At 64.5% G+C, this 25,392-nt stretch carries 18 protein-coding genes; 11 read left to right on the top strand and 7 right to left on the bottom strand.

Annotation, left to right across the window (positions count from 1 at the left end; genetic code table 11):
* Positions 1-47 precede the first annotated feature (47 nt).
* The 3 genes from AC4QBL_RS19285 to AC4QBL_RS19295 all read left to right on the top strand — a co-directional run bounded on the left by AC4QBL_RS19285 (position 48) and on the right by AC4QBL_RS19295 (position 5,789).
* Positions 48-866: a MipA/OmpV family protein gene (locus tag AC4QBL_RS19285; protein ID WP_472907187.1), complete on the top strand. Its 819-nt coding sequence runs from the start codon at positions 48-50 to the stop codon at positions 864-866.
* Positions 867-975: 109 nt separating this feature from the next.
* Complete coding sequence (locus AC4QBL_RS19290; RefSeq protein WP_472907188.1) at positions 976-4,050, top strand: type ISP restriction/modification enzyme; 3,075 nt, start codon at positions 976-978, stop codon at positions 4,048-4,050.
* Positions 4,047-5,789 carry an RNA-binding domain-containing protein gene (locus tag AC4QBL_RS19295; protein WP_472907189.1) on the top strand — a complete coding sequence of 581 codons (1,743 nt, stop codon included), beginning with the start codon at positions 4,047-4,049 and terminating at the stop codon, positions 5,787-5,789. The genes AC4QBL_RS19290 and AC4QBL_RS19295 overlap by 4 nt, the downstream gene beginning before the upstream one ends.
* Positions 5,790-5,891: 102 nt before the next feature.
* On the opposite strand, the gene uvrA is transcribed toward AC4QBL_RS19295, so the two are convergent.
* From uvrA to AC4QBL_RS19310, 3 genes are all read right to left on the bottom strand, one after another.
* Positions 5,892-8,873: an excinuclease ABC subunit UvrA gene (uvrA, locus tag AC4QBL_RS19300; protein WP_472907246.1), complete on the bottom strand. Its 2,982-nt coding sequence runs from the start codon at positions 8,871-8,873 to the stop codon at positions 5,892-5,894.
* 255 nt (positions 8,874-9,128) lie between these two features.
* Positions 9,129-10,046, bottom strand: coding sequence for a universal stress protein (locus AC4QBL_RS19305; RefSeq protein ID WP_472907190.1), 918 nt, complete (start codon positions 10,044-10,046; stop codon positions 9,129-9,131).
* Positions 10,030-10,431, bottom strand: coding sequence for a GreA/GreB family elongation factor (locus AC4QBL_RS19310; protein WP_472900588.1), 402 nt, complete (start codon positions 10,429-10,431; stop codon positions 10,030-10,032). The genes AC4QBL_RS19305 and AC4QBL_RS19310 overlap by 17 nt, the downstream gene beginning before the upstream one ends.
* A gap of 511 nt (positions 10,432-10,942) precedes the next feature.
* Between AC4QBL_RS19310 and AC4QBL_RS19315 the strand changes: the two genes are divergently transcribed.
* Positions 10,943-12,157 carry an MFS transporter gene (locus AC4QBL_RS19315; protein WP_472900631.1) on the top strand — a complete coding sequence of 405 codons (1,215 nt, stop codon included), beginning with the start codon at positions 10,943-10,945 and terminating at the stop codon, positions 12,155-12,157.
* Here AC4QBL_RS19315 and AC4QBL_RS19320 read toward each other — a convergent pair.
* Positions 12,143-13,528: a chloride channel protein gene (locus AC4QBL_RS19320; protein ID WP_472907191.1), complete on the bottom strand. Its 1,386-nt coding sequence runs from the start codon at positions 13,526-13,528 to the stop codon at positions 12,143-12,145. The two genes, AC4QBL_RS19315 and AC4QBL_RS19320, sit on opposite strands and share 15 nt — an antisense overlap.
* Positions 13,529-13,674: 146 nt before the next feature.
* On the opposite strand from AC4QBL_RS19320, the gene ssb reads away from it, so the two are divergent.
* From ssb to AC4QBL_RS19335, 3 genes are all read left to right on the top strand, one after another.
* Complete coding sequence (gene ssb, locus AC4QBL_RS19325) at positions 13,675-14,175, top strand: single-stranded DNA-binding protein (protein ID WP_472907192.1); 501 nt, start codon at positions 13,675-13,677, stop codon at positions 14,173-14,175.
* Between the two features lie 227 nt (positions 14,176-14,402).
* Entirely contained in the window at positions 14,403-14,759 is a 357-nt protein-coding gene (locus AC4QBL_RS19330) for an HPF/RaiA family ribosome-associated protein (protein ID WP_472907193.1), read from the top strand.
* 170 nt (positions 14,760-14,929) lie between these two features.
* A complete protein-coding gene (locus tag AC4QBL_RS19335; RefSeq protein WP_472907194.1) occupies positions 14,930-16,273 on the top strand; it encodes a DUF3422 family protein in 1,344 nt (447 codons plus the stop codon).
* 25 nt (positions 16,274-16,298) lie between these two features.
* Here AC4QBL_RS19335 and mnmA read toward each other — a convergent pair whose 3' ends face one another.
* Both mnmA and AC4QBL_RS19345 read right to left on the bottom strand, forming a co-directional pair.
* A complete protein-coding gene (mnmA, locus tag AC4QBL_RS19340; protein WP_472907195.1) occupies positions 16,299-17,417 on the bottom strand; it encodes a tRNA 2-thiouridine(34) synthase MnmA in 1,119 nt (372 codons plus the stop codon).
* A 64-nt stretch (positions 17,418-17,481) separates the two neighbouring features.
* Entirely contained in the window at positions 17,482-18,741 is a 1,260-nt protein-coding gene (locus AC4QBL_RS19345) for an FAD-dependent oxidoreductase (protein ID WP_472907196.1), read from the bottom strand.
* Between the two features lie 195 nt (positions 18,742-18,936).
* Here AC4QBL_RS19345 and arfB point away from each other — a divergent pair, with 195 nt between their 5' ends.
* Positions 18,937-19,350 carry an alternative ribosome rescue aminoacyl-tRNA hydrolase ArfB gene (gene arfB / locus AC4QBL_RS19350; RefSeq protein ID WP_472900581.1) on the top strand — a complete coding sequence of 138 codons (414 nt, stop codon included), beginning with the start codon at positions 18,937-18,939 and terminating at the stop codon, positions 19,348-19,350.
* 10 nt (positions 19,351-19,360) lie between these two features.
* Here the strand turns inward: arfB and AC4QBL_RS19355 are convergent, their stop codons facing one another.
* A complete protein-coding gene (locus tag AC4QBL_RS19355) occupies positions 19,361-19,846 on the bottom strand; it encodes an NUDIX hydrolase (RefSeq protein WP_472907197.1) in 486 nt (161 codons plus the stop codon).
* Between the two features lie 487 nt (positions 19,847-20,333).
* Here AC4QBL_RS19355 and AC4QBL_RS19360 point away from each other — a divergent pair, with 487 nt between their 5' ends.
* From AC4QBL_RS19360 to AC4QBL_RS19370, 3 genes are all read left to right on the top strand, one after another.
* Complete coding sequence (locus AC4QBL_RS19360) at positions 20,334-21,965, top strand: Re/Si-specific NAD(P)(+) transhydrogenase subunit alpha (RefSeq protein ID WP_472907198.1); 1,632 nt, start codon at positions 20,334-20,336, stop codon at positions 21,963-21,965.
* Positions 21,966-22,022: 57 nt separating this feature from the next.
* Positions 22,023-23,444: a Re/Si-specific NAD(P)(+) transhydrogenase subunit beta gene (gene pntB, locus AC4QBL_RS19365; RefSeq protein ID WP_472900578.1), complete on the top strand. Its 1,422-nt coding sequence runs from the start codon at positions 22,023-22,025 to the stop codon at positions 23,442-23,444.
* A gap of 225 nt (positions 23,445-23,669) precedes the next feature.
* A complete protein-coding gene (locus AC4QBL_RS19370; RefSeq protein WP_472907199.1) occupies positions 23,670-25,358 on the top strand; it encodes a long-chain-fatty-acid--CoA ligase in 1,689 nt (562 codons plus the stop codon).
* The last annotated feature ends 34 nt before the right edge of the window (positions 25,359-25,392 follow it).

Raw genomic sequence — 25,392 nt, forward strand, 5'->3', positions numbered from 1 at the left:
GGGCGGCAGGGCACGTTGCGGTGGGGCTCGGCCCGTATCATGTGGCCATGTCCCATGCCCGCTTGACCCTTTGCCTGCCGTTGGCCCTGTGGGCCGGCGCCTCGGTGCAGGCCGCAGAGCCCGTGGCGCTCGATGCCAGCCGCGACTACCTGGTGGGCGCCTCGCTCGCCTCGTCGGCTGGACACCTTGGCGAAACCGAGCAGCGCCTGAGCCTGCGCCCACTGTGGGCGTTTCAGCTCGGTCGCTTTCGCTTTGCCACGGCGCGCGCCAGCAGCTTGCTGAGCGTGGGCCGCGAAACTGTGGACCCTGGTCTCAGCACCGTGCTGACCACTGCCAACGGCTGGCGCCTCAGCACCTCACTGCAGTATGACGAGGGCCGCGAGTCGGGCACCGACCCGCTGCTGGCGGGCCTGCCCGACGTGCGCGACACCCTGCGCGGCCGCGCCTCTGCCAGCCTGGCCCTGGGGCCGCGCTGGAGCGGGTCCGTCAGCGGCTCACAAGATCTGCTGGGCCGCGACGGCGGTTTCTACCTCAACACCGGGCTGAACTACCGCTACCCCGTGTCCGAACAAACCTACTGGGACCTGGGCCTGGGCGCCGTGTGGGGCACCGACACCTACCGCCAAACGCACTACGGCATATCGCCAGCCGCCGCCCTGGCCACGGGCCGCACCGCCTATGCTTTGGGCGCTGGCTGGGAGCGCGTGTCATTGGGTGTGAGCATGACCACCGCGCTCAACCGGCGCTGGGTCGCCTTTGGCGGCCTGAGCCTGTCGCAGTTGCAGGGCGCTACAGCGCGCAGCCCGCTGGTGGGCCGCCAAACGGTGTACGGCGCCACGCTGGGCCTGGCTTACCGCAACAACTGATGCGGCAGGCGCAAGCCCGCCGCCGAGCTGGCGCAGAAGCTCAAATGAGCGCCCCGCATAATCCGGGCAAGCCCACGCCACCGCAGCGCAAGGCCAACCCAGGGAACCCATGAGCCAGCTCCTCATCAACGACTACCTCAAGCAGCTCGATCTCATCAAGAAGGTCAGCGGCAGCCAGCGCGAAACCATTGTTCGCGAAGCGTTCAAAGATTTGCTCAAGGCCTGGGGGCGGCAAAACAACCTCGTCTTCCTGGCCGAATACCCGCTCAAAACAGCCACCAAAACCAACATCGCGGTGGATGGTGCCGTGTTGCACGAGCTGCGCATGCCCATGGGCTATTGGGAAGCCAAAGACGCCGCCGACGATCTGGACGATGAGATTGCCAAAAAATTCAAAAAGGGCTATCCACAAGACAACATCGTTTTCAGCGACGACACCACCTTCGTGCTGTGGCAACACCGGCAAGAGGTCTTGCGCTGTGAAGTCACCGACACCACCGCGCTGGAAAAACTGCTCAAGCTCTTCTTCAGCTTCGAGCGTCCCGAAATCGCCGGTTTCCGCGCTGCGGTGGAACAGTTCAAAACCGACCTGCCTGCCGTGCTCGACGCGCTGCGCCAGATGATCGAAGCCGCGCACGACAGCAACCCGAGCTTCCGCACGGCGGAAGAAAAATTCCTCGTGCACGCGCAAGAGGCCATCAACCCCGCGTTGACGGACGCCGACGTGCGCGAGATGCTGATCCAGCACATCCTCACCGAAGAAATCTTCGCCAAGGTGTTCGACGACAGCGACTTCCACCAGCACAACAACGTGGCCCGCGAGCTGTATGCGCTGGAGGGTGCGTTCTTCACCGGCGCGCTCAAGCGCCAAACGCTCAAAGGCCTGGAGTCCTACTACGCCGCCATCCGCGCCGCCGCTGCGCAAATTGGCAGCCACGGCGAGAAGCAGACCTTTCTCAAAGTTATCTACGAAAACTTCTACAAGGTCTACAACACCAAGGCCGCCGACCGCCTGGGCGTGGTCTACACACCCAATGAAATCGTGCGCTTCATGATCGACGGTGCCGATTGGTTGTGTGAGCAACACTTCGGCAAAAACCTCATTGACAAGGACGTCGACATCCTTGACCCCGCCACCGGCACGGGCACCTACATCTGCGAACTGCTCGAACACTTTCGCGGCCAGCCCAAAAAGCTGGAGCAGAAGTACAAACACGAGCTGCACGCCAACGAGGTCGCCATCCTCCCGTACTACGTGGCCAACCTCAACATCGAAGCCACCTACGCCGCCATCACCGGCCAGTACGCCGAGTTCCCCAACCTGTGTTTCGTGGACACGCTGGACAACGTGGGCCTGCACACCGCTCAGCGCGGCAGCGTGCAAGACCTGTTTGGCAGCGTGAGTGAAGAAAACGTGGCCCGCATCAAGCGGCAGAACAGCCGCCGCATCAGCGTCGTCATTGGCAACCCGCCGTACAACGCCAACCAGGCCAACGAAAACGACAACAACAAGAACCGCGAATACCCGGACATCGACCGCCGCATCAAAGCCACCTACATCGCCGAGAGCACCGCGCAGAAGACCAAGCTCTACGACATGTACGCCCGCTTCTTCCGCTGGGCCAGCGACCGGCTCGACGTGAACGGCATCCTGGCTTTCGTCACCAACCGCAGCTTCATCGAGAGCCGCACCTTTGACGGCTTTCGCAAGACCGTGGCGGCCGAGTTCAGCGACATTTACGTGGTGGACCTGGGTGGCGACGTGCGCGCCAACCCCAAGCTCAGCGGCACCAAACACAACGTGTTCGGCATCCAGACCGGCGTGGCCATCAGCTTCATGGTCAAGCGCCTGGCCGCCACCAAAGACAAACGGCCCGCCCGCGTGTACTACGTGCGCCGCCCCGAGATGGAGACCGCCGACGAAAAACTCGCCTTCATCGCCAGCCACCCCATGCGCGCGCTGCCGTTTGACGAGGTGTCGCCCGACAAGAACGCCAACTGGGTGAACCTGACCAACAACGATTTTGAGACGCTGCTGCCGTTGGCGAGCAAGGAGACCAAGGCGGCGAAGACAGCGGGGAAGGAGCGGGCGATCTTCAAGAACTTCTCTCTCGGTTCATCTACAAACCGTGATGAGTGGGTTGTCGATTTTGATGAGGTAGCGCTCGCAGAAAGAATGCGTTGGTTTGCGGTTGAGTTTGCAAAGGCTGCTAAGTTGGGTGCGCATCCTGACCACCTGAAGTGGTCAAGAAATCTGAAACGACGGATGAACCAAGGTCGGATGGAAGACTTTGATCCATCGATGATCAAACTGACGACCTACAGGCCATTTGTTCGACAGGCTTTGTACGATTCGACGCTCTTCGTTGACGAGAGGGGCGAGACCTCAGCGTTTTTCCCACACGGTTCGACTCGAAATCCCGTCATGTGCGTAATCGCGGGCGATCGTCAGCCGTTTGCATTGATTGCCTCGGACGCGGTGCCAAACTTGAATCTGTATTCAGCGGATGCGACCAAATACGCTGGTCCGTACAGATTCGATGAGACGGGTCAGCGAGTCGACAACATCACCGACTGGGCACTCAAACAATTCGCCGCCCACTACGCCGACGAAACCGGCAAAGGCAAGGGCGCGCGCAAGATCACCAAGGAAGCGATCTTTCACTACTGCTACGCCGTCTTGCACGACCCGCTGTACCGCGAGAAGTACGCGCAGAACCTCAAGCGCGAATTTCCGCGCATCCCCTTCTACGCGGGCTTCTGGCAGTGGGCCGAGTGGGGCGAGCAGCTCATGGCGCTGCACATCGGCTATGAAGCGGTGGCGCCCTTCGCCCTGACCCGGCACGACGAACCCGACGCACGAGCCCGCGCAGCCGGCCAGGCCCCGAAAGCTCTGCTTAAGTCCGACCCGGCCGCAGGCAGCATCACGCTGGACAGCGAAACCACCCTGCGCGGCGTGCCCCCGCAAGCCTGGGCCTACAAACTCGGCAACCGCTGCGCCATCGACTGGGTGCTCGACCAGCACAAAGAAAAGAAACCGAAAGACCCGACCATCCGCGAACGCTTCAACACCTACCGCTTCGCCGACCACAAGGAAAAGGTGGTGGACCTGCTGGCCCGCGTGACCACCGTGAGCGTGGAGACGGTGAAGATCACCGAAGCGATGAAAGGTGCGGCGAGATGATGGATTTGGCGGATGTGACCCGTTTGCTGGACGAGTTCCGAGGCTTGCCGGCAGAAACCGAATGGCTGGACTTCAAAGAGGCCAAACAGTCGTTCGATATGGATGAACTGGGGAAATACCTTTCGGCCCTGGCCAATGAGGCGAACCTTCATGAGCAGGATGGCGGCTGGCTGGTGTTCGGCGTCAAGGACAAACGTGAAGCGGCATCGGGATTGCGCCCTGTGGTGGGCAGCAGCTACAAGGCCAGCGCGGCTGCTTTGAATGAACTCAAATTGCTGATGGCGCAGGGGACGTCCCCCTCCATCACCTTCACCCAGATTTTTGAAGTGTCACACCCTGACTGCGCGCCTGGGAGTCGCGTGTTGGTGTTCCAAATACCGCCGGCTCCGCGCGGGCAGCCCATTGCATGGAAAGGGCATTTCTACGGACGGGCGGGAGAGTCACTCGTTGCGCTGGGCTCGAAGTTTGAAGCGATCCGCATGCAGTCGGCCGCGCTGGACTGGACGGCGCATTGTGTGACCACCGACTGGAGCTGCTTGTCTTCGGGTGCGTTGGCCCGTGGCCGTGCACTTTATGTGCTGAAGCATCCCCGCCGCGCCGACGAGGTGAGCGGCTGGAGCCATGAGCGTTTTCTTGCCGAGCTGCGATTGGCGCGCAATGGCTCGTTGACGCGGGCAGCGTTGTTGCTGTTCGCTCAACCGGGCGCTGTGGCGACGTTGGGCGATGTGTCGCCGCGCCTCACCTGGCAGTTGCTCACGGAACGCGACGAGCCGCTGGACTACCAGCATTTCGGTCTGCCCTTCGCGCTTTCGGTGGATGAGGTGGTAGCCAAAATTCGTATCCACACCGTGCGAATCCTGCCACCCGGTCAGCTCGCCCCGCTGGAGGTGCCCAACTACGACGCCTGGGTGATTCGCGAGGCTTTGTTGAACTGCATTGCGCACCAAGACTACGCCTTGGGTGGACGGGTGCAGGTCAAAGAGTCGCCATCGGCGCTCCTGTTTTCGAACGCGGGTGCTTTCATACCGGGCACGGTTGAGCAAGTTCTGGATGCATCCCACGCGGTTCACCTGTATCGCAACCCTTGTCTGGCGGATGCGATGGTGGAACTGGGGCTGATCGACACGATTGGCAGTGGCATCAAGCGGATGTACCGCACCCAGCGGGAACGGCACTTTCCGATGCCGGATTTTGAAATTGCGTTGGCGCCCCCCACGGTCACCGTGCGTATCCACGGTCGCGAAATTGATCCTGCCTTCACGCGGGCGCTGCTTTCTGCCTCCAGTCTCACGCTGTCCGAGGTGATTGCACTGGATCATGTGCAGAAGCGCCGCCCCATTGATACGAAGATTCTGGCCGATCTTAGGCGCCGGAAGTTGGTGGAAGGGCGCTCGCCTGCTGTGCATATTGCTGCGTCTGTGGCCGATGCCGTTAACCAGCGAGGGCAGTACACCCGCCATGCCGGTTTGCAGAAGCCAGCGCTCAAGCAACTGGTACTCAGCCTGCTCGACAGGTTTGGCAGGGCCACCCGTGAAGAGATTGATCAAACGCTGCTCGAAGCCATGCCCTCTGGTTTGACGCCTCAGCAAAAAGCCAATCGTGTGAAGAATCTGCTGAGCGAAATGTCTGACAAAGACAAGACCATTGTGGCCAACCGCCGTGGCGTGGGAGCCGTCTGGACGCGGAGTCTGCCATTGTCTAAATCATCTGAGTCGGCGGAGGATTCAGACAATATCTAGACAACTGACAGAGAAAAAGTCATAAAAATCAACGGTTTAAATTGGATTCTCGGTGCCGGGAGACCGATATTTAAGCCAATCCAAATCGAGAGCGCACAGCCCTCAACCCTTTAGCAACCGCGCCAGATACCGCCCGGTGTAGCTGCCCTCATGCGCGGCAATGTTTTCCGGTGTACCCTGCGCCAGCACCATGCCACCGCCCGAGCCGCCCTCGGGCCCCATGTCGATCAGCCAGTCGGCGGTCTTGATCACGTCCAGGTTGTGTTCGATCACCACAATGGTGTTGCCCGCGTCGCGCAGCTGGTGCAGCACTTTCAGCAGCAGTTCAATGTCGGCAAAGTGCAGGCCGGTGGTGGGCTCGTCCAGGATGTAGAGCGTGCGCCCGGTGTCGCGTTTGCTCAGCTCCAGCGCCAGCTTGACGCGCTGCGCCTCGCCGCCGCTGAGGGTGGTCGCGCTCTGGCCGAGCTGGATGTAGGTCAGGCCCACGTCCATCAGGGTTTGCAGCTTGCGGTGCAGCGTGGGCACGGCGCCAAAGAAGGCGTGGGCCTGCTCCACCGTCATGTCCAGAATTTGGGCAATGTTTTTGCCCTTGTACTGCACGTCCAGCGTTTCGCGGTTGTAGCGCTTGCCGTGGCAGACCTCGCAGGGCACATACACGTCGGGCAAAAAGTGCATTTCCACTTTCACCACACCGTCGCCCTGGCAGGCTTCGCATCGGCCCCCGGCCACGTTGAAGCTGAAGCGGCCCGGGCCGTAGCCGCGTTCGCGGGCGGTGGGCACCTCGGCCATGAGCTCGCGGATGCCGGTGAACAGGCCCGTGTAGGTGGCGGGGTTGCTGCGCGGCGTGCGGCCAATGGGGCTTTGGTCGACGTTGATGACCTTGTCGAAATGCTCAATGCCTTCTATGGCTTCGTGTGCGGCAGGCTCTTCGTGCGAGCGGTACAGCGTGCGCGAGACGGCCGCAAATAGCGTGTCGTTCACCAGCGTGGACTTGCCCGAACCGGACACGCCGGTGACGCAGGTGAGCAGGCCCACGGGGAACGCCACACTCACGCCCTTGAGGTTGTGACCGGTGGCGTTGATCACGCGAATTTCTTGCAGGTCGCCCAGGGAAGCGATGTGTGCGGCCTCGCGCGCGCTGCGGCGTTCGGCTGCGGGGCTCATGGGAAAGCGTGACTTGATCGGCGCTGCCACTTTGGTTTTCACCACCGGCAGCCAGGGCGTGCGCTGGGCGGGCACGGCAATGGCGCGCGCGCCGCTGAGGTACTGGCCGGTGAGCGAGCCCGGCGTGGCCATCACTTCAGCGCAGGTGCCTTGCGCCATCACGCGCCCACCGTGCACGCCCGCGCCCGGCCCCATGTCGATCACATGGTCGGCGGCGTGCATCATGTCTTCGTCGTGTTCCACCACCAGCACCGTGTTGCCCAGGTCTCGCAGGTGTTGCAGGGTGGCAATCAGGCGGTCGTTGTCGCGCTGGTGCAGGCCAATGCTGGGCTCGTCCAGCACATACATCACCCCGGTCAGGCCGCTGCCGATCTGGCTCGCCAGGCGGATGCGCTGGGCCTCACCGCCGCTCAGCGTGTCGGCGCTGCGGTCCAGGCTCAGGTAGTTCAGGCCCACGTCGTTCAAAAACTTCAGCCGCTGGCGAATCTCGTTGATCACCCGCGCCGCAATGTCGCCCTTGGCGCCAGGCAGGTGCAGCTTTTGAAAGTACGCCAGCGACTCGCCCAGCGTGATGTGGCTGATTTTGTAGATGGGCTGCTTGAGCTCGCCTTCGCCCACGAACACGTGGCGCGCTTCTTTGCGCAGGCGCGAGCCGCCGCAGTCGGGGCAGGGCTGGGTGGCGCGGTAGCGCGACAGTTCTTCGCGCACGGCGGGGCTGTCGGTTTCACGGTAGCGCCGTTCAAAGTTGCGGATGATGCCTTCGAACGGGTGCTTTTTGCTGATCTTTTTGCCCGCGCGTTCGCCCGATTCCAGTGCATAGCTGAACTTGATCTCGTCCAGTCCAGAGCCATACAACAGCACCTGCTGTACCGCTTCGGGCAGGCTGTCCCAGGCCGCCTCGGCGTCAAAGCCGTAGTGCGCCGCCAGGCTCTCGATCATGGCGAAGTAGTAGCCGTTGCGCCGGTCCCAGCCCTTGATGGCGCCACTGGCCAGGCTCAGCGTGGGGAAGGCCACCACGCGGGTCGGGTCAAACACCTCGGTGTGGCCCAGGCCGTCGCAGGTGGGGCAGGCGCCCATGGGCGAGTTGAAGGAAAACAGGCGCGGCTCCAGCTCGCCCACGGTGTAGCTGCACACCGGGCAGGCGAACTTGGCCGAAAAACCGTGCTCCGCGCCGCCGTCCATTTCCAGCGCAATGGCCTTGCCGTCGGCCAGGCGCAGCGCCGCTTCAAAGCTTTCGGCCAGGCGCTGGCGTTGTGGGTTGGTGGTTTCTTCTTCTGCCGAGCGCACCTTGATGCGGTCGATCACCACGTCGATGTTGTGCTTCTCGGTCTTCTTCAGCGCGGGCAGGGCCTCGGCCTCCACCACAGCACCGTTGAGCCGAAAACGCACGTAGCCCTGGGCCTGCATGTCGGCAAAGAGTTCGGTGAATTCACCTTTTTTCTCGCGTGCCACCGGCGCCAGAATCATCAGCCGTGTGCCTTCGGGCAGGGCCAGCACCGTGTCCACCATTTGAGCCACGCTTTGCGCCGCCAGCGGCAGGTCGTGCTCCGGGCAGTAGGGCGTGCCGGCGCGGGCGTACAGCAGGCGCAGGTAGTCGTGGATCTCGGTCACCGTGCCCACGGTGGAGCGCGGGTTGTGGCTGGTGGCCTTCTGCTCGATGGCAATGGCCGGCGACAGGCCTTCGATCAGGTCCACGTCGGGCTTGTCCATCAGCTGCAAAAACTGCCGAGCGTAAGCGCTCAGGCTTTCCACATAGCGGCGCTGGCCCTCGGCGTACAGCGTGTCAAACGCCAGGCTGGACTTGCCCGACCCGGAGAGCCCGGTGATCACCACCAGTGCGTACTTGGGGATGTCGAGGTCGATGTTTTTCAGGTTGTGCGTGCGCGCACCGCGCACCGACAGCAGCGCGGCCGAGCGCATGGCCGCTGTGTGGGCGGGCGACGGCACCGGCGGTGCCGCTGACGGCATATCCAAGAGCGAGGGGGGCAGAATCTGGTTCAAAGCGGTGCACCAGCGCGGGTTCTGGCGTCAAAAAGGCAACCCGACATGATAAGGCGCCAAGCGCTTTTTCACAGGGCTCGCGGGCCTTCGCGCTGTGCCGCACGAGCCTTTCCCGCCGCCAGCGCCGCGTTTGGGCCGCGCCTGTGGGCGCCGCAGGCGGCTTGTGGGCTGCTTTCAGCCCGTGGTGGCGGCGTGGTGCAGCGTCGAGACCAACACGTCACCCGCCGACTGGTTCAAAACCCGCTGGCCCTTGGAGCGTTGCAGGACGTCCCGCATGAGCGAGGCGTCTCGCTTGCCGATGACCGTCAGGTTGATCCCCCGCGCGCTTTGAAGGGACACCAGCTCGCGGGCCGGCTCTCCATAGGCCACAAAAATGTCGGCGGCCTGTCCGGGGGGCACGTGTTGGTCGATCACCTCGCGCAGATAGACCTGCGCGAGCTGGCGTTCGGCGGCACGTCGCTCGTCCAACGACAGCGCCGGTTGTGCGCGGTCCGTGGCTGCGCTGGGGCGCATCACCTGGTTGTCCAGGGCGTGAAAGACGGACATTCTGGTGCTTTGCCCTCCCAGCAGCCCCCAGGTCAGCAGGTGTTCTGATCCCGCTTTCAGGTCGAGCGCCACCAGGGTGTGGCGGTAAGGTTCGGTGGCGGGCCCCTTGACCACCAGCACCGGGCAGCGGCTCGCACGCAGCAGTTGATCGATGACCGAACGCTTGACCAACCCGTCCAGCTTGCCGCACAGGCTGTGGTGCATCACCAGCAGGTCCGCACCCACGGCCGCCGCCTTCACGCTTTTCAGCGTGGCGTCTGCGTTGTCGGCGGGTTCAATCACGATGTTGTGCTGGCGGCCCAAGGCCCGGCAGCGCTGCACCAGGCGGGCCTGGGGATCGGGGTAATGGCTTTTGCCGCCACCCGCAAAGTACACCAGGCGCAGCGGTGCGCGGTGCTGGGCGGCCAGCAGCGCCGCCCGCGACAGCGCCCGTTCGGATTCCACGGACAAGTCTGTGATGGCGACGATCAAGCCCAGCGCCGCCGGCTCGGTGGTCGTGTCACCCGCCAGCGCCATGGGCGAGGGGTGTTCAGGTTGTGAAGTCACCACTGGCCTCCGGCTGAAACAGGATGCTGACGATGTCGGCCTCGCAGACGTCACCGTTGGGCGTGCACCAGGACGCGGTGTCGCCCACGCGCAGGCCCAGCAGGCCCGCGCCCACCGGCGAGAGCACCGAAACAAAACCCGACACCGGTTCGGCGTCGGCCGGGTACACCGGTGTGAGCTGGCGGCGCAGACCGGTTCCCCGCATGCAAATTTCCACTTGCGAGTACATGGTGATCACATCACCGGGCACCTCGCGCGCGTTGACCAGGTCTGCGACCGGCAGGTGGTCGTCCAGCGCATCGGGCAGCAGACCGCCGTTGAGCTTGCACAGCCGGGTGAAATCCAATTGGGTGAGCGTGCGCCCCCCACCTTTGACTGCAGGCATAAAGCACTCCATCAAACGCGGCCGCTCCACCATCAAAAAGGAACGGCCGCAACAGCGCTGGGCAGGTGCCCGGCGATAGCGGTTGTGCGCAAAAGGGAAGGAGGTGTATCGCCGGGCTTAGGAATGTGCGGCCGGCTTATGCAAGCCGTGCGGGCGCATGGCTGCGCCCTTCCTGACGTGGTGTGCCCGGGCCTCAGCCAGGGTCGTCAGGAAGCCAATACAGGTGTTTGGCTGGGAATGCATGGCCGCAGTGTACGGCTTCTGGGCACCGGCCGTGCGTGGCCACCGCGGTGTCCAGCGGAGATGGTTGGCCCTTGGCCTGCCGGGGCGCCTGTAGACACCGGGCGGAGCGCCAGCTGCGCCGCCTTGGCGCACAATATTGGTCTTTGCCAAACACCCCCCGGTATGGCCCAGGCATTGCCTGCGGGTCGCCGGCCTTCACACCGTGTCGCTTTCGCCCGCCGCTCATTCCCCCGATTCTCCCGCTCCGGCCGATGACGCAGCCACCCGCATGACGGGGGCCGAGCGGCGCGCCAGCGCCTCGCTGGCGGCCATTTTTGCGTTGCGCATGCTGGGGCTGTTTCTGGTGTTGCCGGTGTTTGCGCTGGAAGCTTCGCGCCTGCCCGGTGGCGACGACGCCGCCCGTGTGGGCCTGGCCATGGGCATGTACGGTCTCACGCAGGCGTTTTTGCAGATTCCGTTTGGCTTGGCGTCTGACCGCTTCGGGCGCAAGCCCACCATCGTGGCCGGCCTGCTGCTGTTTGCCCTGGGCAGCGGTATTGCGGCCTGGGCGCCCGATCTCACCTGGCTGACCATTGGGCGAGCCGTGCAGGGCGCCGGCGCCATTTCTGCTGCGGTCACCGCGTTTTTGGCCGACGTGACGCGCGACGGTGTGCGCACCAAGGCCATGGCCATGGTGGGTGCCAGCATTGCGCTCATGTTTGCGCTCTCGCTGGTGTTGGCGCCGCTGCTGGCCGCCGGCATTGGTTTGGCCGGTATTTTCACGCTCACAGGTGCGCTGGCGCTGGTCGGCATCGCGGTGGTGATCTGGGTGGCACCGCCCGAGCCGGTGGTGCACAAGCCGTCCGACATGCGCCAGGTGCGCAGTGGTCTGGGCGAAGCGCTGCGCCACCCCGGTTTGCTGCGCCTGAACCTGGGCGTTTTTGTGCTGCATGCCGTGCAGCTCGCCATGTGGATGGCGGTGCCCGCGCTGCTGGTGCAGGCCGGGCTGGCCAAGGTGAATCACTGGCAGGTGTATTTACCCGCTGTGGTGGCTTCGCTGGTGGTCATGGGCGGTGTGCTGTTTCCCATGGAGCGGCGCGGCAAGCTGCGCGGCGTGTTTCTGACGGCCATTGGCCTGATTGCGCTGGTGCAGCTGGGTCTGTGGTGGGTGGCCTCGGGCGGCGGCGGAGCTGCACCGGGTCTGTGGACGCTGGGCTTGCTGATGTTCGTGTTTTTCATCGGCTTCAACACCCTGGAAGCCAGCCAGCCCAGCCTGGCCTCGCGCCTGGCGCCAGCACACGCACGCGGTGCCGCGCTGGGCGTTTACAACACGCTGCAGTCGGTGGGTTTCTTTGTGGGCGGCGCGGTGGGCGGCTGGCTGGCCAGCGTGCACGGTGCCACCGGCCTGTTTGCGGTGTGTGGCGCGGCCATGCTGGTGTGGCTGGTGCTGGCCTGGCCCATGCGGGTGCCGGCGCCCAAGCCCAGCAGGTCAGCGCCCGCCTGAGTTTTCGGGTGCGTAGGCGGGCGCTTGCGGGGTTTTATGCCCTTGCAGCGAGCGCATCATGAGGGTCGACATCGTGCTGTACAGCGGCCGGCTGATCATGCGCGACAGCAGGCTGGCGAGCAACGCGCAGGCCATCAGGCTCAGCACCATGCTGTGACCGTCGGTCATTTCCATCACGATGATCATGGCGGTGATGGGCGTTTGCGTGACCGCCGCCAGAAAGCCGCACATGCCCAGCGCAATCAGCGCCGCGCCGTGCGGCGAGTCCAGCAGCCAGGCCACGTCAGCACCCAGCCCGGCGCCAATGGACAGGCTGGGGCCAAAAATACCGCCCGGCACACCGGCCCAGGCCGACAGCCAGGAGGCCACAAACTTCAACCCGGTGAACAGCAGCGGCTGGTGGGTCTCGGCGGCGGCGCCTGCGGCGGCCTGGTCCAGCAAGGTGTGTGTGTGCTGGTGCCCCACGCCCACGGCGGCGCCGTCGCTCACCACCGCAATCACGGCCACCGCAAACCCGCACAGGGCTGCAAACGTGACCGGGCGCTTGCGGCGGTAGGCACAAAAGCGGTCGGGCAGTCCGGTGAACGAGGCCAGCATCAGCCGCGACAACAACCCCCCCAGCAGCCCGCAACCGAGGGCCACCAAGGCGCCGGGCGCCAGCAGGCTCCACCACGACACCGATTCCGCCCGCACCCGGCCGAAATACGACAGGTTGCCAAACGCAGACACGGCCACCAGACCGGCCACCACAATCGCCGCCAGCATCAGGCCGCTGCTGCGCTCTTGCAGCCGGCGCGACAGCTCTTCGATGGCAAACACAATGCCGCCCAGCGGGGTGTTGAACGCTGCGGCAATGCCCGCGGCGCCACCGGCCACCAACAGTTCGCGGTCGCTGATGCCCGAACGCGGCGACAGCCAGCGCCGGGCGTGCAGCATCACCCCGGCAGCCACCTGCACCGAAGGCCCTTGCCGCCCGATGGACAAGCCCGCCAGCAACCCGCCCGACACCGCCAAAATTTTGGCGATGCTGAGCCTGAGTGAGATGAAGCGCGAGCGCTCGTGCAAGGGCGTTTCGGGCGCCAGTGCGGTCAGCAACTGCGGCACGCCCGAGCCGGCCGCGCCAGGCGCCCAGCGCCGAATGGTCCAGACCACGGCCGCGGTCAGCAGCGGTGTCCAGAGCAGCGGCGCCCACCAGGCGGCGCTTCGCAGGCTCTGGTACAGACCAAACGCCGCGTCTGCCAGCAAGGTGAAGCCCACCACCGCCAAGCCGGCCAGCACCGCGTAGGCCATCACGACGACCCGGTCCATCCACTGCCGCCCGTCGCCCATTTCGGTGCGCAGGTTGTGCAGGAAGTCCGGTTCGCCTTTCATGGATGCGAAGTGTAGGCGCTGCCCGCCGGGTGGTGGCAGTCGGCGGGTGGCGTATTGGGCGGCGGCGGTACTTGCGGCACAATGTCTGACCCAATCGCGGCCCGGGTTTCCTGCGCCGCCCGCATTTTTCTTCAGGGCAACACACCATGGCATCCGTCAACAAAGTCATCCTCGTCGGCAACTGCGGCCGCGATCCCGAAATCCGCTACCTGCCCTCGGGTCAGGCCGTGGCCAATGTCAGCGTGGCCACTTCCAGCCGCCGCAAAGACAAAAACAGCGGCGAGACCATTGAAGACACCCAGTGGCACCGCGTCACGTTCTATGACCGCCTGGCCGAAATCGCTGGCGAATACGTGAAAAAAGGCCGTCCGATTTACGTGGAAGGCCGCTTGAAATACGGCACCTATGTGGACAAAGCCACCGGCGTGGAAAAAAATACGGTGGACATCATTGCCACCGAATTGCAGTTGCTCGGCGGCCGCGAAGGCATGGGCGGTGCCGGTGAAGAAGGCGGCGGTGGCGGTTATTCGCGCCCGGCCGCTGCGCCACGCCAGGCCGCGCCCGCACCCCGTCCGCCAGCGCCAGCGCCCGCACCGGCCCGCCAGTCCAGCGGTTTTGACGACATGGACGACGACATTCCGTTCTGACAGCTACCTTTTTAAATCCGATAAGCCCGACCGGCTCCCAGATTTCAACCGCTCGAAGACGCGGTTGAAACCCCGGTGTGCTTTTTGCCAGCGATGCCTGACCCCGCCCATGGGCTGCGCAAGGAACCTCCAGGGGTGGAGCTGATCCATAGGTATCCGGTGCGTGGTTTCGTCCATGCACCCTCTCTCCCCGGCGCTGGCGCCGGACACCCCCAGAAAGGCAGAGCATGCAAGTTCAAGTCAATACCGACGATCACATCCACGGTGGCGAGTCCCTGGCCCAATGGGTCAATGACGAAGCCCTCAGCCGCCTGAGCCGGTTCCGCGACCACATCACCCGCCTGGAGGTGTTTCTTACCGATCTGGATGGCAGCAAGTCGGGCGTGAAGGACAAACGCTGCCGCCTTGAAGCCCGTGTGGCCAGCCGCCAGCCGGTCAGCGTCACGGCCGATGGCGACAAAATGGCCTCCGCCTTCATGGACGCGGTGGACAAGCTGATTCGGGCGCTGGACGCCGACCTGGGCCGTGTGAAGGACCGCAACGGTCGCGACACCATTCGCAACGCGGCCGACCAGGGCGACTGAGCATCCAAGCCGCAGCGGCCCGGAGCGCTGTCAGGCGCTGCCGGGCATTTTTTTGGGCGGTCGCACCCCGTGTGTGTTTGTGCCATCCCCCATCAGCGGACTGGGCAAGATGAAAATCGGTTGCCGGGTCCGGGGTGGGCGGGCAACGAACTGTCGGCACAATGCTGCCCATGGACACATCTTCCACCCTCGAACCCGGCCTGCTGCCCGACAACGACCCCCAGCGCGAGCTGCTGCACAACGAGGTACACGCGCGCCCGTCGGCCCGCATCCGGCTGCCGGCCCTGATTGTGTTTGTGGCCGTGCTCAACGACGGCGTGACGCGCGAGCAAGAGGGCGATCACCTGCGCCGCCTACCGGGCCTGGCGCAGCTGCCGCAGGAGCGTTTGCAGGGCAATTTTCTGCGGTTGCGCTTTGAAGAGCACACGCTCAAGTGGGAACGCCACACCGAGTTCACCCGCTATTCCATCGTCCAGGAATTGCCCGAGGATGCTGGGCTGGGCAGCACCGACCCGGCGCTGCTGGACGCGCTGGTGACGCCGCCCGGCTGGCTGCGCGACATTCCTGGGCGCACGGTGGCGGCCATCAAGCTGGTGATGCTGCACGCCGACCTGCCCGAGCAAACGCCTGCGGCGCAGGCCGCGCTCATGGGCCCGGCGCAACAGTGGTTTGGCGACCGCGCGGTGGTGGCCTCGCAGCTGGGGGGCGGGCATTCGTGGGCGCTGACCGACTTTGCCCTGCGCCCCACGGGCTTTGAGCGCATGCTGGTGCTGGCGCCGCCGGGCACCACAGAGACCCGCGCCGGCCGCATTTCGCAGCGCCTGCTGGAACTGGAAACCTACCGCCTCATGGCACTGCGGGGCTTGCCAGTGGCCAAGGCGCTGTCGCCCATGCTGGCCGACGCGGAAGCCCAGTTGGCCACCATCACAGCGCAGCTGGAAAACAAGTCAACCTCTGAGCAGGCGCTGCTGGACCAGCTGGTATCACTGGCCGCGAAGGTGGAACGCGCCACGGCCGAAAACAACTACCGCTTTGCGGCCACGCGGGCTTACGACGCGCTGGTCACCCAGCGCATCAGCGAACTGCGCGAAAAACCGATTCCGGGCACGCAGACCCTGGGTGAATTCATGCAGCGGCGGCTCTCGCCGGCCATGGCCACCGTGGCAGCCACGGGGCAGCGCCTGGCCTCGTTGTCCGAACGCGTGTCGCGCACCAGCGCCTTGCTGCGCACGCGGGTGGACATCGTCACCGAAGCGCAAAACCAGCAGCTGCTGGAAAAGCTCACCAAAGGGCAAGAGCTGCAGCTGCGCTTGCAGAGCACGGTGGAAGGCTTGTCGATCGCGGCCATCTCGTACTACGTGGTGAGTCTGGTGTTGTACCTGGGCAAGGCGGGCAAGGCAGCGGGCCTGCCGCTCAACCCCGAAATGCTGGCCGGCGGCATGATCCCGCTGGTGCTGTGGGGCGTGTGGCGCACCACCAAGAAGATCCACGCCAAGCTGCACGCGCCGCACTGAGCGGCAGGCCGCCGCCTGCCTTGGCTCAGACGGCGGTGGCCGCGTCGGTGGTGATCACGCCGCCACCCAGGCAAATGTCGCCGTCGTACACCACGGCGCTTTGGCCGGGCGTCACGGCCCATTGGGGTTCGGTGAAGCGCAGCGCAAAGCCGGTCTCGCCTTGGGCTTCAAACTGACACGGCGCGTCGGCCTGGCGGTAGCGGGTTTTGGCAGCCAGCGCACCCGCTGCGGGTGGGTGGCCCGCCACCCAGCTCGCGTCTTGCGCACGCAGCGCGGGGGACAGCAGCCACGGGTGGTCGTGGCCTTGCACCACCCACAGGGTGTTTTTTTCCATGTCTTTGCGCGCCACAAACCAGGGCGCGTGTTCGTTGCCCCCTTTTTGCGCGCCCTTTTCGCGCACACCGCCAATGCCCAGGCCCTGGCGCTGGCCCAGGGTGTAGAAGCTCAGGCCCACATGCTGGCCCAGCACCCGGCCTTTTTCGTCCTTGATGGGGCCGGGCTCTTTGGCGATGTAGCGGTTCAGAAAGTCGCGAAACGGCCGCTCGCCGATGAAGCAGATGCCGGTGCTGTCTTTCTTTTTGGCGTTGGGCAGCCCAATTTCAGTCGCGATGCGGCGCACCTCGGTTTTGGGCAGTTCGCCCACCGGGAACAGCGTTTTGCTCAGCTGCGCCTGGTTCAGGCGGTGCAAAAAATAGCTCTGGTCTTTCAGCGGGTCCAGGCCCTTGAGCAGTTCAAACGCGCCGTTGCGTTCGCGCACGCGGGCGTAGTGTCCGGTGGCAATCTTCTCGGCGCCCAGGCGCATGGCGTGGTCCAGAAAGGCCTTGAACTTGATCTCGGCGTTGCACAGGATGTCGGGGTTGGGCGTGCGCCCGGCCGAGTATTCGCGCAAGAACTCGGCGAACACGCGGTCTTTGTATTCGGCGGCGAAGTTGACGTGCTCAATTTCAATGCCCAGCACGTCGGCCACGCTGGCCGCGTCCACGAAGTCGATGTTGGACGAGCAAAACTCGCTGTTGTCGTCGTCTTCCCAGTTTTTCATGAAGATGCCGATGACCTCGTAGCCCTGCTGTTTGAGCAGGTACGCGCTCACCGCAGAGTCCACACCGCCGCTTAAACCGACCACCACACGCTGTTTGTTTGCCATGAAGGGGATTATCCCCGCGGCGCTGCCAGAGCGCCGCGCAGGCCGGGGTCAGTGCGCGGGGCGATCAGCCCAGCATGGCTTTCCACATGCCGTTGCCCCAGGCCACCGCTGCCGCGCCCGAGCGGGCGTTGTGTTCCGGGTCCACGCTGAACTTGAGTTTGGGCGCTTCGCCCGGCGCCACGGTGGACGACACGTTGATGTTGATCGCTTCTTTGTGCGTCACGTTGGCCCAGCAGATGCCCAGCGGCAGCTCGGTGGGGCCGTTGGCGGCGGCGGGTGTCTTGCCAGCGATGCGCTCGGCAATGGCTTCGGCCACCTGCTGGCCGCTGCCAAAAGCCACATGACCGCTCTTGGGCAGGGGGGAGCCCTGCGCGTCGCCGATCACGTAGACCCGTTCGTCGGCCTGGCTCTGAAAGCTGGGCAGCTTGATCGCGGCCCAGCGCTCGCCCAGGCCGGCCTGGCGGATCAGCGCCGGCGCCCGCATCGGCAGGATCAGGTTGGCGTGCGCGAAAGGGATGTCGCCCGCCGTGGTGGCGAGCTGGCGCTTGCCCATGTCCACCGCGCGGATGTCGGTGTCGGGCAGGTACTCGATCTGGCTGGCATACAGGCTTTTCATCCCATTCAGGATGGGCTTGGCAATCGGTGCCGGCATCGGGGCCGGGTTGGCATCCAGCAGAATGATCTTGCCTTTGGTGCCGCGCTGCTTCATCTGCTCGGCAATCAGAAACGCGCGCTCGTACGGTGCAGGCGGGCAGCGGTAGGGTGGCTTGGGTGCGCTGATGACGAAATTGCCGCCCTTTTCAAGGAATTCGTCGACCTGCTGGCGCACCGCCATCTGCTCAAACGCCCGGAAGCCCACCGGCAGCTGGGCGCGGGCTGCGGCGTAGCCCTGGATGCTTTCTTCCATGTAGTCCACGCCCAGCGACAGCACCAAAAAGTCGTACGGCACGCGTTGTGTGCCTGTGACCACCACGCGCTGGGTGCGGTCGATCTCCAGCACCCGCTCGCGCACGCGGCGCGCGCCCAGCTGGTCCACCCGCGCATAGCTGCGCTGGAAGTCGCTCGCAGGCTGGTGGCCCGCAATGAAGTGTGCGCTCAAGGGGCATGACATGAAGGCCTCGTTGGGTTCGATCAGCGTCACGTCAGCGGCGCCGCTGGCCTGCAGCCCGCGCACCGCACCCAGACCACCCCAGCCGCCGCCGACCACCACCACGCGGGGCTTGGCTGCAGTGGACACGGCAGCGCAACCAGTGGCCAGCGCCGCGGCGCCCAAGGCGGTGGCTTGCAGGAACTGACGGCGGCGGGTTGGTGTGGTGGTGTGCATGGCACGCTCCTGAGGTTGTGTGTGAAAAATACCCTGCTGGGTAGGGTTCATACTAGGTAAAGAAACCTTGTTGCTCAAAGGGGTAAACCCTGCTTCGGCGGTGGCGTGCGGCTACAGCCTTGGTTGGCGGTGCTTGCCTCATCACCGCCGGTGCCCCCTGCGCTACCCTTGTACCGTCCCCCACAGGTATTCCCCATGACCCCGCTCAATTGCCTCCTGACTTTTGCCGACGTGGAATTCACCGCGATCCGCGCGCAAGGCGCGGGTGGTCAAAACGTGAACAAGGTGTCCAACGCGGTGCATCTGCGCTTTGCCATCCACGGCTCGCCGTTGCCGGTCGCCGTCCAGGAGCGTTTGTTGGCGCTGAGCGACCAGCGCATCACCACCGAAGGCGTGGTGGTGATCAAGGCCCAGACCAGCCGCAGCCTGGAGCACAACAAGGCCGACGCGCTGGAGCGGCTGCAGGCGCTCGTTGACAGCGTGGCCACGGTGCCCAAGGCGCGCAAGGCCACCAAACCCACCTTTGGCTCGAAGCAGCGCCGCCTGGCCGGCAAGGCCACGCGTTCGCAGGTGAAGCAGTTGCGGGGCCGGGTCTCGGGCAGCGATTGACTGGGCTTCTTCAGCGCAAGCCGTTCAGCACCGAGGCGTCGGTGGTCACCACATCCAGCGGGTAGCGCCGGCCAGCCAGGTGGTCTTCCATGCACTGCAACACCAGGGGGCTGCGGTGGCGCGCGGCGCTGGCGCGCAGTTCGTCGGGCGTCATCCAGAGGGTGCGCACGATGCCGTGGTCCAGGGGCCGCTCCGGCTCAAAGGCACCCAGTTCGCCGCAAAAGGCGAAGCGCAGGTAGGTGATGTCTTCGCCGGTGGCTTCGCGCTGGAAACGCGACAGGTACACGCCCACCAGGGCGGTGGGCGTGAACCGGTGCGCAGTTTCTTCCAGGGCTTCGCGTGCCACGCCCTGGGCGGGGCTTTCGCCGGGGTCCAGGTGGCCGGCCGGGTTGTTCAGCCGAAGCCCCTCGGGGGTGTGTTCTTCCACCAACAGGTAGCGGCCGTCGCGTTCAATGATGGCGGCCACGGTGGCGCTGGGTTTCCAACGGTTGTTCATGGGCGGATTATCGACCGGCCTACCCACGCCGTGCTGAAGCCCTGTCACGCTTGATCTTTGCAAAATATCAGTAATGACTTATAAACAGAAGAGCATTGTTTCAAAATGAGATTTCATGCGCTGGCGCCGAAGATTTCAAGCCGCGGCGGGGAAGAACCCTGAGCGGCTTCGAACAGCTTTCAGTTAAGCTGCGCCAAAATACATTTCAACCGCGCGAGTGAGGAGACATTTATGTTGATTGGCGTACCCGCCGAGACCCTGAAGGGCGAGGCCCCCACGGCCGTCGCACCCCAGGCAGCCAGGCTACCCCGATCCCATGGCCGTACCGCGCCAGTACGGGCTCACGCCGGTTTGGCCGCTGACTGAAATCGCTTGGGCCGGCGAGCCGGCTGCGCATGCCCTTCAGCCTGGCCTTGTCGCGCTGGGCTAACGCCTACCCCGTTTTTCCCGACCCCCTTCTGATATCCCTGCATCAAGGACCTTCCTTATGACTTCTGGCGCATCGACCGAAACAGCCGCAGCCAGCGCGGCCGCACCCACACCGCAGCGCATCGGCGTACCGCGTGAAATTTTCCCCGGTGAAAAACGCGTGGCCACCGTGCCCGAGGCCGTGGCCAAGCTGGTCAAGCTGGGTTTTGCCGTGGTGGTGGAAAGCGGTGCGGGCGAGCTGGCCCAGCTCAGCGATGCCGACTACGTGCAAGCCGGTGCAACCATTGCGCCCAACGCCGCGGCGCTGTGGAGCGGCAGCGACATCGTCTTCAAGGTGCGCGCTCCCACGCCCGACGAAGTGGCGCTGATGCACGCAGGCCAGACACTGATCGGCTTCCTCTGGCCAGCGCAGAACCCCGAGCTGATGCAGCAAATGGCCGCGAAACAGGTCACGGCGCTGTCGATTGACGCACTGCCACGCACCCTGAGCCGCGCGCAGAAGATGGACGCGCTGACCTCGATGGCCGGCGTCAGCGGTTACCGCGCCGTGGTCGAGGCGGCCAACGCCTTCGGCCGCTTCTTCAACGGCCAGATCACGGCCGCGGGCAAGGTGCCGCCGGCCAAGGTGTTCATCGCTGGCGCCGGCGTGGCCGGCCTGGCGGCCATTGGCGCGGCCGCCAGCCTGGGCGCCATCGTGCGCGCCAACGACACGCGCGCCGAGGTGGCCGACCAGGTGGTCTCGCTCGGTGGCGAGTTCGTCAAGGTGGACTACGAGGAAGAAGGCTCGGGCGGCGGCGGCTACGCCAAGGTCATGAGCGAAGGCTTCCAGCAGGCCCAGCGCGAGATGTACGCTAAACAGGCGCGCGAGGTGGACATCATCATCACCACCGCGCTGATTCCCGGCAAACCGGCGCCCAAGCTGATCACCGCCGACATGGTGCAGAGCATGAAGCCGGGCAGTGTGATCGTGGACATGGCGGCCGAGCAGGGCGGCAACTGCGAGCTGACCGTGCCCGGCGAGGCGGTGGTGCGCCACGGTGTGACCATCGTCGGCTTCACCGATCTGGCCTCGCGCATGGCGCGCCAGTCGTCCACGCTGTACGGCACCAACCTGTTCCGCCTGACGGAAGAGCTGTGCAAGACCAAGGACGGCGTGATCAACGTCAACATGGAAGACGACGCGATCCGCGGTTTGACCGTCATCAAAAATGGCGAAATCACCTGGCCTGCGCCGCCCATCGTGGCCGCACCCAAGCCAGCCCCCAAGCCCGCGGCTGCGGTGGCTGCCAAGAAAGGCCACGGCCACGGCGAAGCGTCTGGCCCCATGCCAGCGGGCAAGCTTGCCATCGTCGCCGGCGTCACGGCGGTGCTGTTTGCACTGGTGGGTGCTTATGCCCCGGCCGCGTTCCTGTCGCACTTCACGGTGTTCGTGCTGGCCTGTTTTGTGGGTTACATGGTGGTGTGGAACGTGAAGCCCGCGCTGCACACGCCGCTCATGAGCGTGACCAACGCCATCAGCTCCATCATCGCCATCGGCGCGCTGGTGCAGATCTCGCCGATTGCCACCTCAGCCGAACGGCCCAACACGCTCATCATCGGCCTGTCCGCGCTGGCCCTGGTGCTGACCGCCATCAACATGTTCGGCGGCTTTGCAGTCACCCAGCGCATGCTGGCGATGTTCCGAAAGTAATGACTTCGGGGGCAGATCTTCAGCTCTGTCCCTGATTGATTAAGAAAAGAGATATTCATGTCTGCAAGTCTGGCCACGGTCTCCTACATCGGCGCGACCATCCTCTTCATCCTCAGCCTGGGCGGCCTGTCCAACCAGGAAACCGCGCGCCGCGGCAACCTCTACGGCATGGTCGGCATGGCGCTGGCTGTGCTGGCCACGGTGTTCGGCCCGCAGGTCACCATGGCCGGTGTGCCCTGGATCGTTGGCGCCATGGTGGTCGGCGGGGCCATCGGCCTGACCGCCGCACGCAAAGTGCAAATGACGCAAATGCCCGAGCTGGTGGCGCTCATGCACAGCATGGTCGGCATGGCCGCGGTGCTGGTGGGTTATGCCACCTATGTTGACCCCGAAGCATCGAAAAACCTGGACAGCGCGGCCCACGCCATCCACGCGATGGAAATCTACATTGGCATCTTCATCGGTGCGGTCACCTTCTCGGGCTCGGTCGCTGCCTTTGGCAAACTGTCGGGCCGCATCGGTGGCAGCCCCCTGCTGCTGCCTGGGCGGCATTGGCTGAACCTGGCCGGTCTGCTCGCGGTGATCTATTTCGGCCGCATGTTCCTGCAGGCCGAGACGATCGAAGCAGGCATGTTCCCGCTGTTCGTCATGAGCGCCATTGCGCTGCTGTTCGGTATCCACATGGTGATGGCCATCGGCGGCGCCGACATGCCGGTGGTGGTGTCCATGCTCAACAGCTATTCGGGCTGGGCCGCCGCGGCCACCGGCTTCATGCTGAGCAACGACCTGCTGATCGTCACCGGTGCGCTGGTGGGCTCCAGTGGCGCCATCCTGTCTTACATCATGTGCAACGCCATGAACCGCAGCTTCATCAGCGTGATCGCCGGCGGATTCGGCACCACCGCCGCCGCGCCCAAGCCTGCGGGTGGTGCCGCAGCCGAGCCGGTGGGTGAGGTGAACCCCATCCTGGCCGCCGAGACCGCCGAGATGCTGCGCGAAGCCAAGAACGTGATCATCGTCCCCGGCTACGGCATGGCCGTGGCGCAGGCGCAGCACACGGTGTTTGAAATCACCAAGCACCTGCGTGAAAAGGGCGTGAACGTGCGTTTTGGTATTCACCCGGTGGCAGGCCGCATGCCCGGCCACATGAACGTACTGCTCGCCGAAGCCCGGGTGCCTTACGACATCGTGTTTGAGATGGACGAACTCAACGACGACTTCCCCGACACCGACGTGGCCATCGTCATCGGTGCCAACGACATCGTGAACCCGGCCGCGCAAGACGACCCGACCAGCCCGATCGCCGGCATGCCGGTGCTGGAAGTCTGGAAGGCCCGCACCTCCATCGTGATGAAGCGCAGCATGGCCAGCGGCTACGCCGGCGTGGACAACCCGCTGTTCTACAAAGACAACAACCGCATGTTGTTTGGCGACGCGAAGAAGATGCTGGACGAAGTGCTGGTGGCTTTGAAGAGCTGAACGCACATTCGATCTGTTTCACAAGACGGGGGCCTTTGGGCCCCTTTTTTGCGTCGCGTCAAGAAAGGCTTCGGGTACTGTTTTTCATAGCACGCCAGCGCGAGCAACCAATGGGTTAACCTGGCCTGTCAGTCGTTCGTAAGGGAAAAACACGATGCCCAGCGGCCTCGTGGCGAAAGACAATGCGCAGTTGTCGAAAACCCACAAGAGATCTGGAGATACCGCATGACCGAACCGACGGCCGACCGTCCCTGGCTGGGCGCCTACCCCGTGGGTGTGCCCGCCGACATCGATGTGGCCCAGTACCCGTCGCTGGTGCATCTGATGGAAGAAAGCTTCCAGAAGTACGCCAGTCGGCCCGCCTACAGTTTCATGGGCAAAGAGCTCACGTTTGGGCAGACCGACAGTTTTTCGCAGGCGTTTGCCGCCTATTTGCAGGGCCTGGGGCTGGTCAAGGGCGACCGAGTGGCCATCATGATGCCCAACGTGCCGCAGTACCCGGTGGTGGTGGCTGGCATCTTGCGTGCTGGCCTGGTGGTGGTGAACGTGAACCCGCTCTACACCCCGCGCGAGCTGGAGCACCAGCTCAAAGACGCTGGGGCCAAGGCCATCGTGATCGTGGAGAACTTTGCCACCGCGCTGGAGCAATGCGTGGCCAACACACCGGTCAAGCACGTGGTGCTGGCCGCCATGGGCGACATGCTGGGCCTGCTCAAGGGCGGCGTGGTGAACTACGTGGTGCGCAACGTCAAGAAAATGGTGCCGGCCTTCAGCCTGCCGCAGGCGGTGCGTTTCAACGAAGCCATTGCCCGGGGCACGCGCGGCACCTTCAAGCGCCCGGACATCAAGCCCGACGATGTGGCGGTGCTGCAGTACACCGGTGGTACCACCGGTGTGAGCAAGGGCGCGGTGCTGCTGCACCGCAACGTGATCGCCAACGTGCTGCAGTCCGAAGCCTGGAACGAACCGGTGATGAAGCAGGTGCCCGCCACCGAGCAGCCCACCAGCGTGTGCGCCTTGCCGCTGTACCACATCTTCGCCTTCACGGTGAACATGATGCTGTCCATGCGCACCGGCGGCAAAACCATTCTGATTCCCAACCCGCGCGACCTGCCCGCCGTGCTCAAAGAACTGAGCAAGCACACCTTCCACAGCTTTCCGGCCGTCAACACCTTGTTCAACGGCCTCGCCAACCACCCCGACTTCAACACCGTCAATTGGGGCAACCTGAAGGTTTCGGTGGGCGGTGGCATGGCCGTGCAGGGGGCGGTAGCCAAGCTTTGGCTGGACAAGACCGGTTGCCCGATTTGCGAGGGCTATGGCCTGTCAGAGACCAGCCCGTCGGCCAGCTGCAACCCCACCACCAGCACCGAATACAGCGGCACCATTGGTGTGCCGCTGCCCAACACCTGGATGAAATGCCTGGACGACGATGGCATGGAAGTGCCGCTGGGGCAGCCTGGCGAGATCGCCATCAAAGGACCACAGGTGATGGCCGGCTACTGGCAGCGGCCCGACGAGACCGCCAAGGTCATGACGCCCGATGGTTTCTTCAAGAGCGGCGACGTGGGCGTGATGGACGCGCGCGGCTATTTCAAAATTGTGGATCGCAAGAAAGACATGGTGCTGGTGAGCGGCTTCAACGTCTACCCCAACGAGGTGGAAGACGTGGTGGCCCAGCTGGCCGGGGTGATGGAGTGCGCCGTGGTGGGTGTGCCCGACGACAAGTCGGGTGAGGCCGTGAAGCTGGTGATTGTGAAAAAGGATCCGGCCCTGAGCGAAACCCAGGTGCGCGATTTCTGCAAAGCCAATCTCACCGGTTACAAGCAACCCAAGGTGGTGGAGTTCCGCACCGAGCTGCCCAAGACACCGGTGGGCAAGATCCTCCGCCGCGAATTGCGCGACAAGAAGTGACGCAGCCACTGCGACACCATGACAGGGCGGCTTC

It is taken from the genome of Hydrogenophaga sp. L99 (genome assembly GCF_058731905.1).

Excerpts from the sequence above, each read along its gene's own strand:
- AC4QBL_RS19285 (WP_472907187.1), top strand. The coding sequence starts at position 48 with ATGTCCCATGCCCGCTTGACCCTTTGCCTGCCGTTGGCCCTGTGGGCC.
- AC4QBL_RS19290 (WP_472907188.1), top strand. The coding sequence starts at position 976 with ATGAGCCAGCTCCTCATCAACGACTACCTCAAGCAGCTCGATCTCATC.
- AC4QBL_RS19295 (WP_472907189.1), top strand. The coding sequence starts at position 4,047 with ATGATGGATTTGGCGGATGTGACCCGTTTGCTGGACGAGTTCCGAGGC.
- uvrA (WP_472907246.1), bottom strand. The coding sequence starts at position 8,873 with ATGCGCTCGGCCGCGCTGCTGTCGGTGCGCGGTGCGCGCACGCACAAC.
- AC4QBL_RS19310 (WP_472900588.1), bottom strand. The coding sequence starts at position 10,431 with ATGCCTGCAGTCAAAGGTGGGGGGCGCACGCTCACCCAATTGGATTTC.
- AC4QBL_RS19315 (WP_472900631.1), top strand. The coding sequence starts at position 10,943 with ATGACGGGGGCCGAGCGGCGCGCCAGCGCCTCGCTGGCGGCCATTTTT.
- AC4QBL_RS19320 (WP_472907191.1), bottom strand. The coding sequence starts at position 13,528 with ATGAAAGGCGAACCGGACTTCCTGCACAACCTGCGCACCGAAATGGGC.
- ssb (WP_472907192.1), top strand. The coding sequence starts at position 13,675 with ATGGCATCCGTCAACAAAGTCATCCTCGTCGGCAACTGCGGCCGCGAT.
- AC4QBL_RS19330 (WP_472907193.1), top strand. The coding sequence starts at position 14,403 with ATGCAAGTTCAAGTCAATACCGACGATCACATCCACGGTGGCGAGTCC.
- AC4QBL_RS19335 (WP_472907194.1), top strand. The coding sequence starts at position 14,930 with ATGGACACATCTTCCACCCTCGAACCCGGCCTGCTGCCCGACAACGAC.
- mnmA (WP_472907195.1), bottom strand. The coding sequence starts at position 17,417 with ATGGCAAACAAACAGCGTGTGGTGGTCGGTTTAAGCGGCGGTGTGGAC.
- AC4QBL_RS19345 (WP_472907196.1), bottom strand. The coding sequence starts at position 18,741 with ATGCACACCACCACACCAACCCGCCGCCGTCAGTTCCTGCAAGCCACC.
- arfB (WP_472900581.1), top strand. The coding sequence starts at position 18,937 with ATGACCCCGCTCAATTGCCTCCTGACTTTTGCCGACGTGGAATTCACC.
- AC4QBL_RS19355 (WP_472907197.1), bottom strand. The coding sequence starts at position 19,846 with ATGAACAACCGTTGGAAACCCAGCGCCACCGTGGCCGCCATCATTGAA.
- AC4QBL_RS19360 (WP_472907198.1), top strand. The coding sequence starts at position 20,334 with ATGACTTCTGGCGCATCGACCGAAACAGCCGCAGCCAGCGCGGCCGCA.
- pntB (WP_472900578.1), top strand. The coding sequence starts at position 22,023 with ATGTCTGCAAGTCTGGCCACGGTCTCCTACATCGGCGCGACCATCCTC.
- AC4QBL_RS19370 (WP_472907199.1), top strand. The coding sequence starts at position 23,670 with ATGACCGAACCGACGGCCGACCGTCCCTGGCTGGGCGCCTACCCCGTG.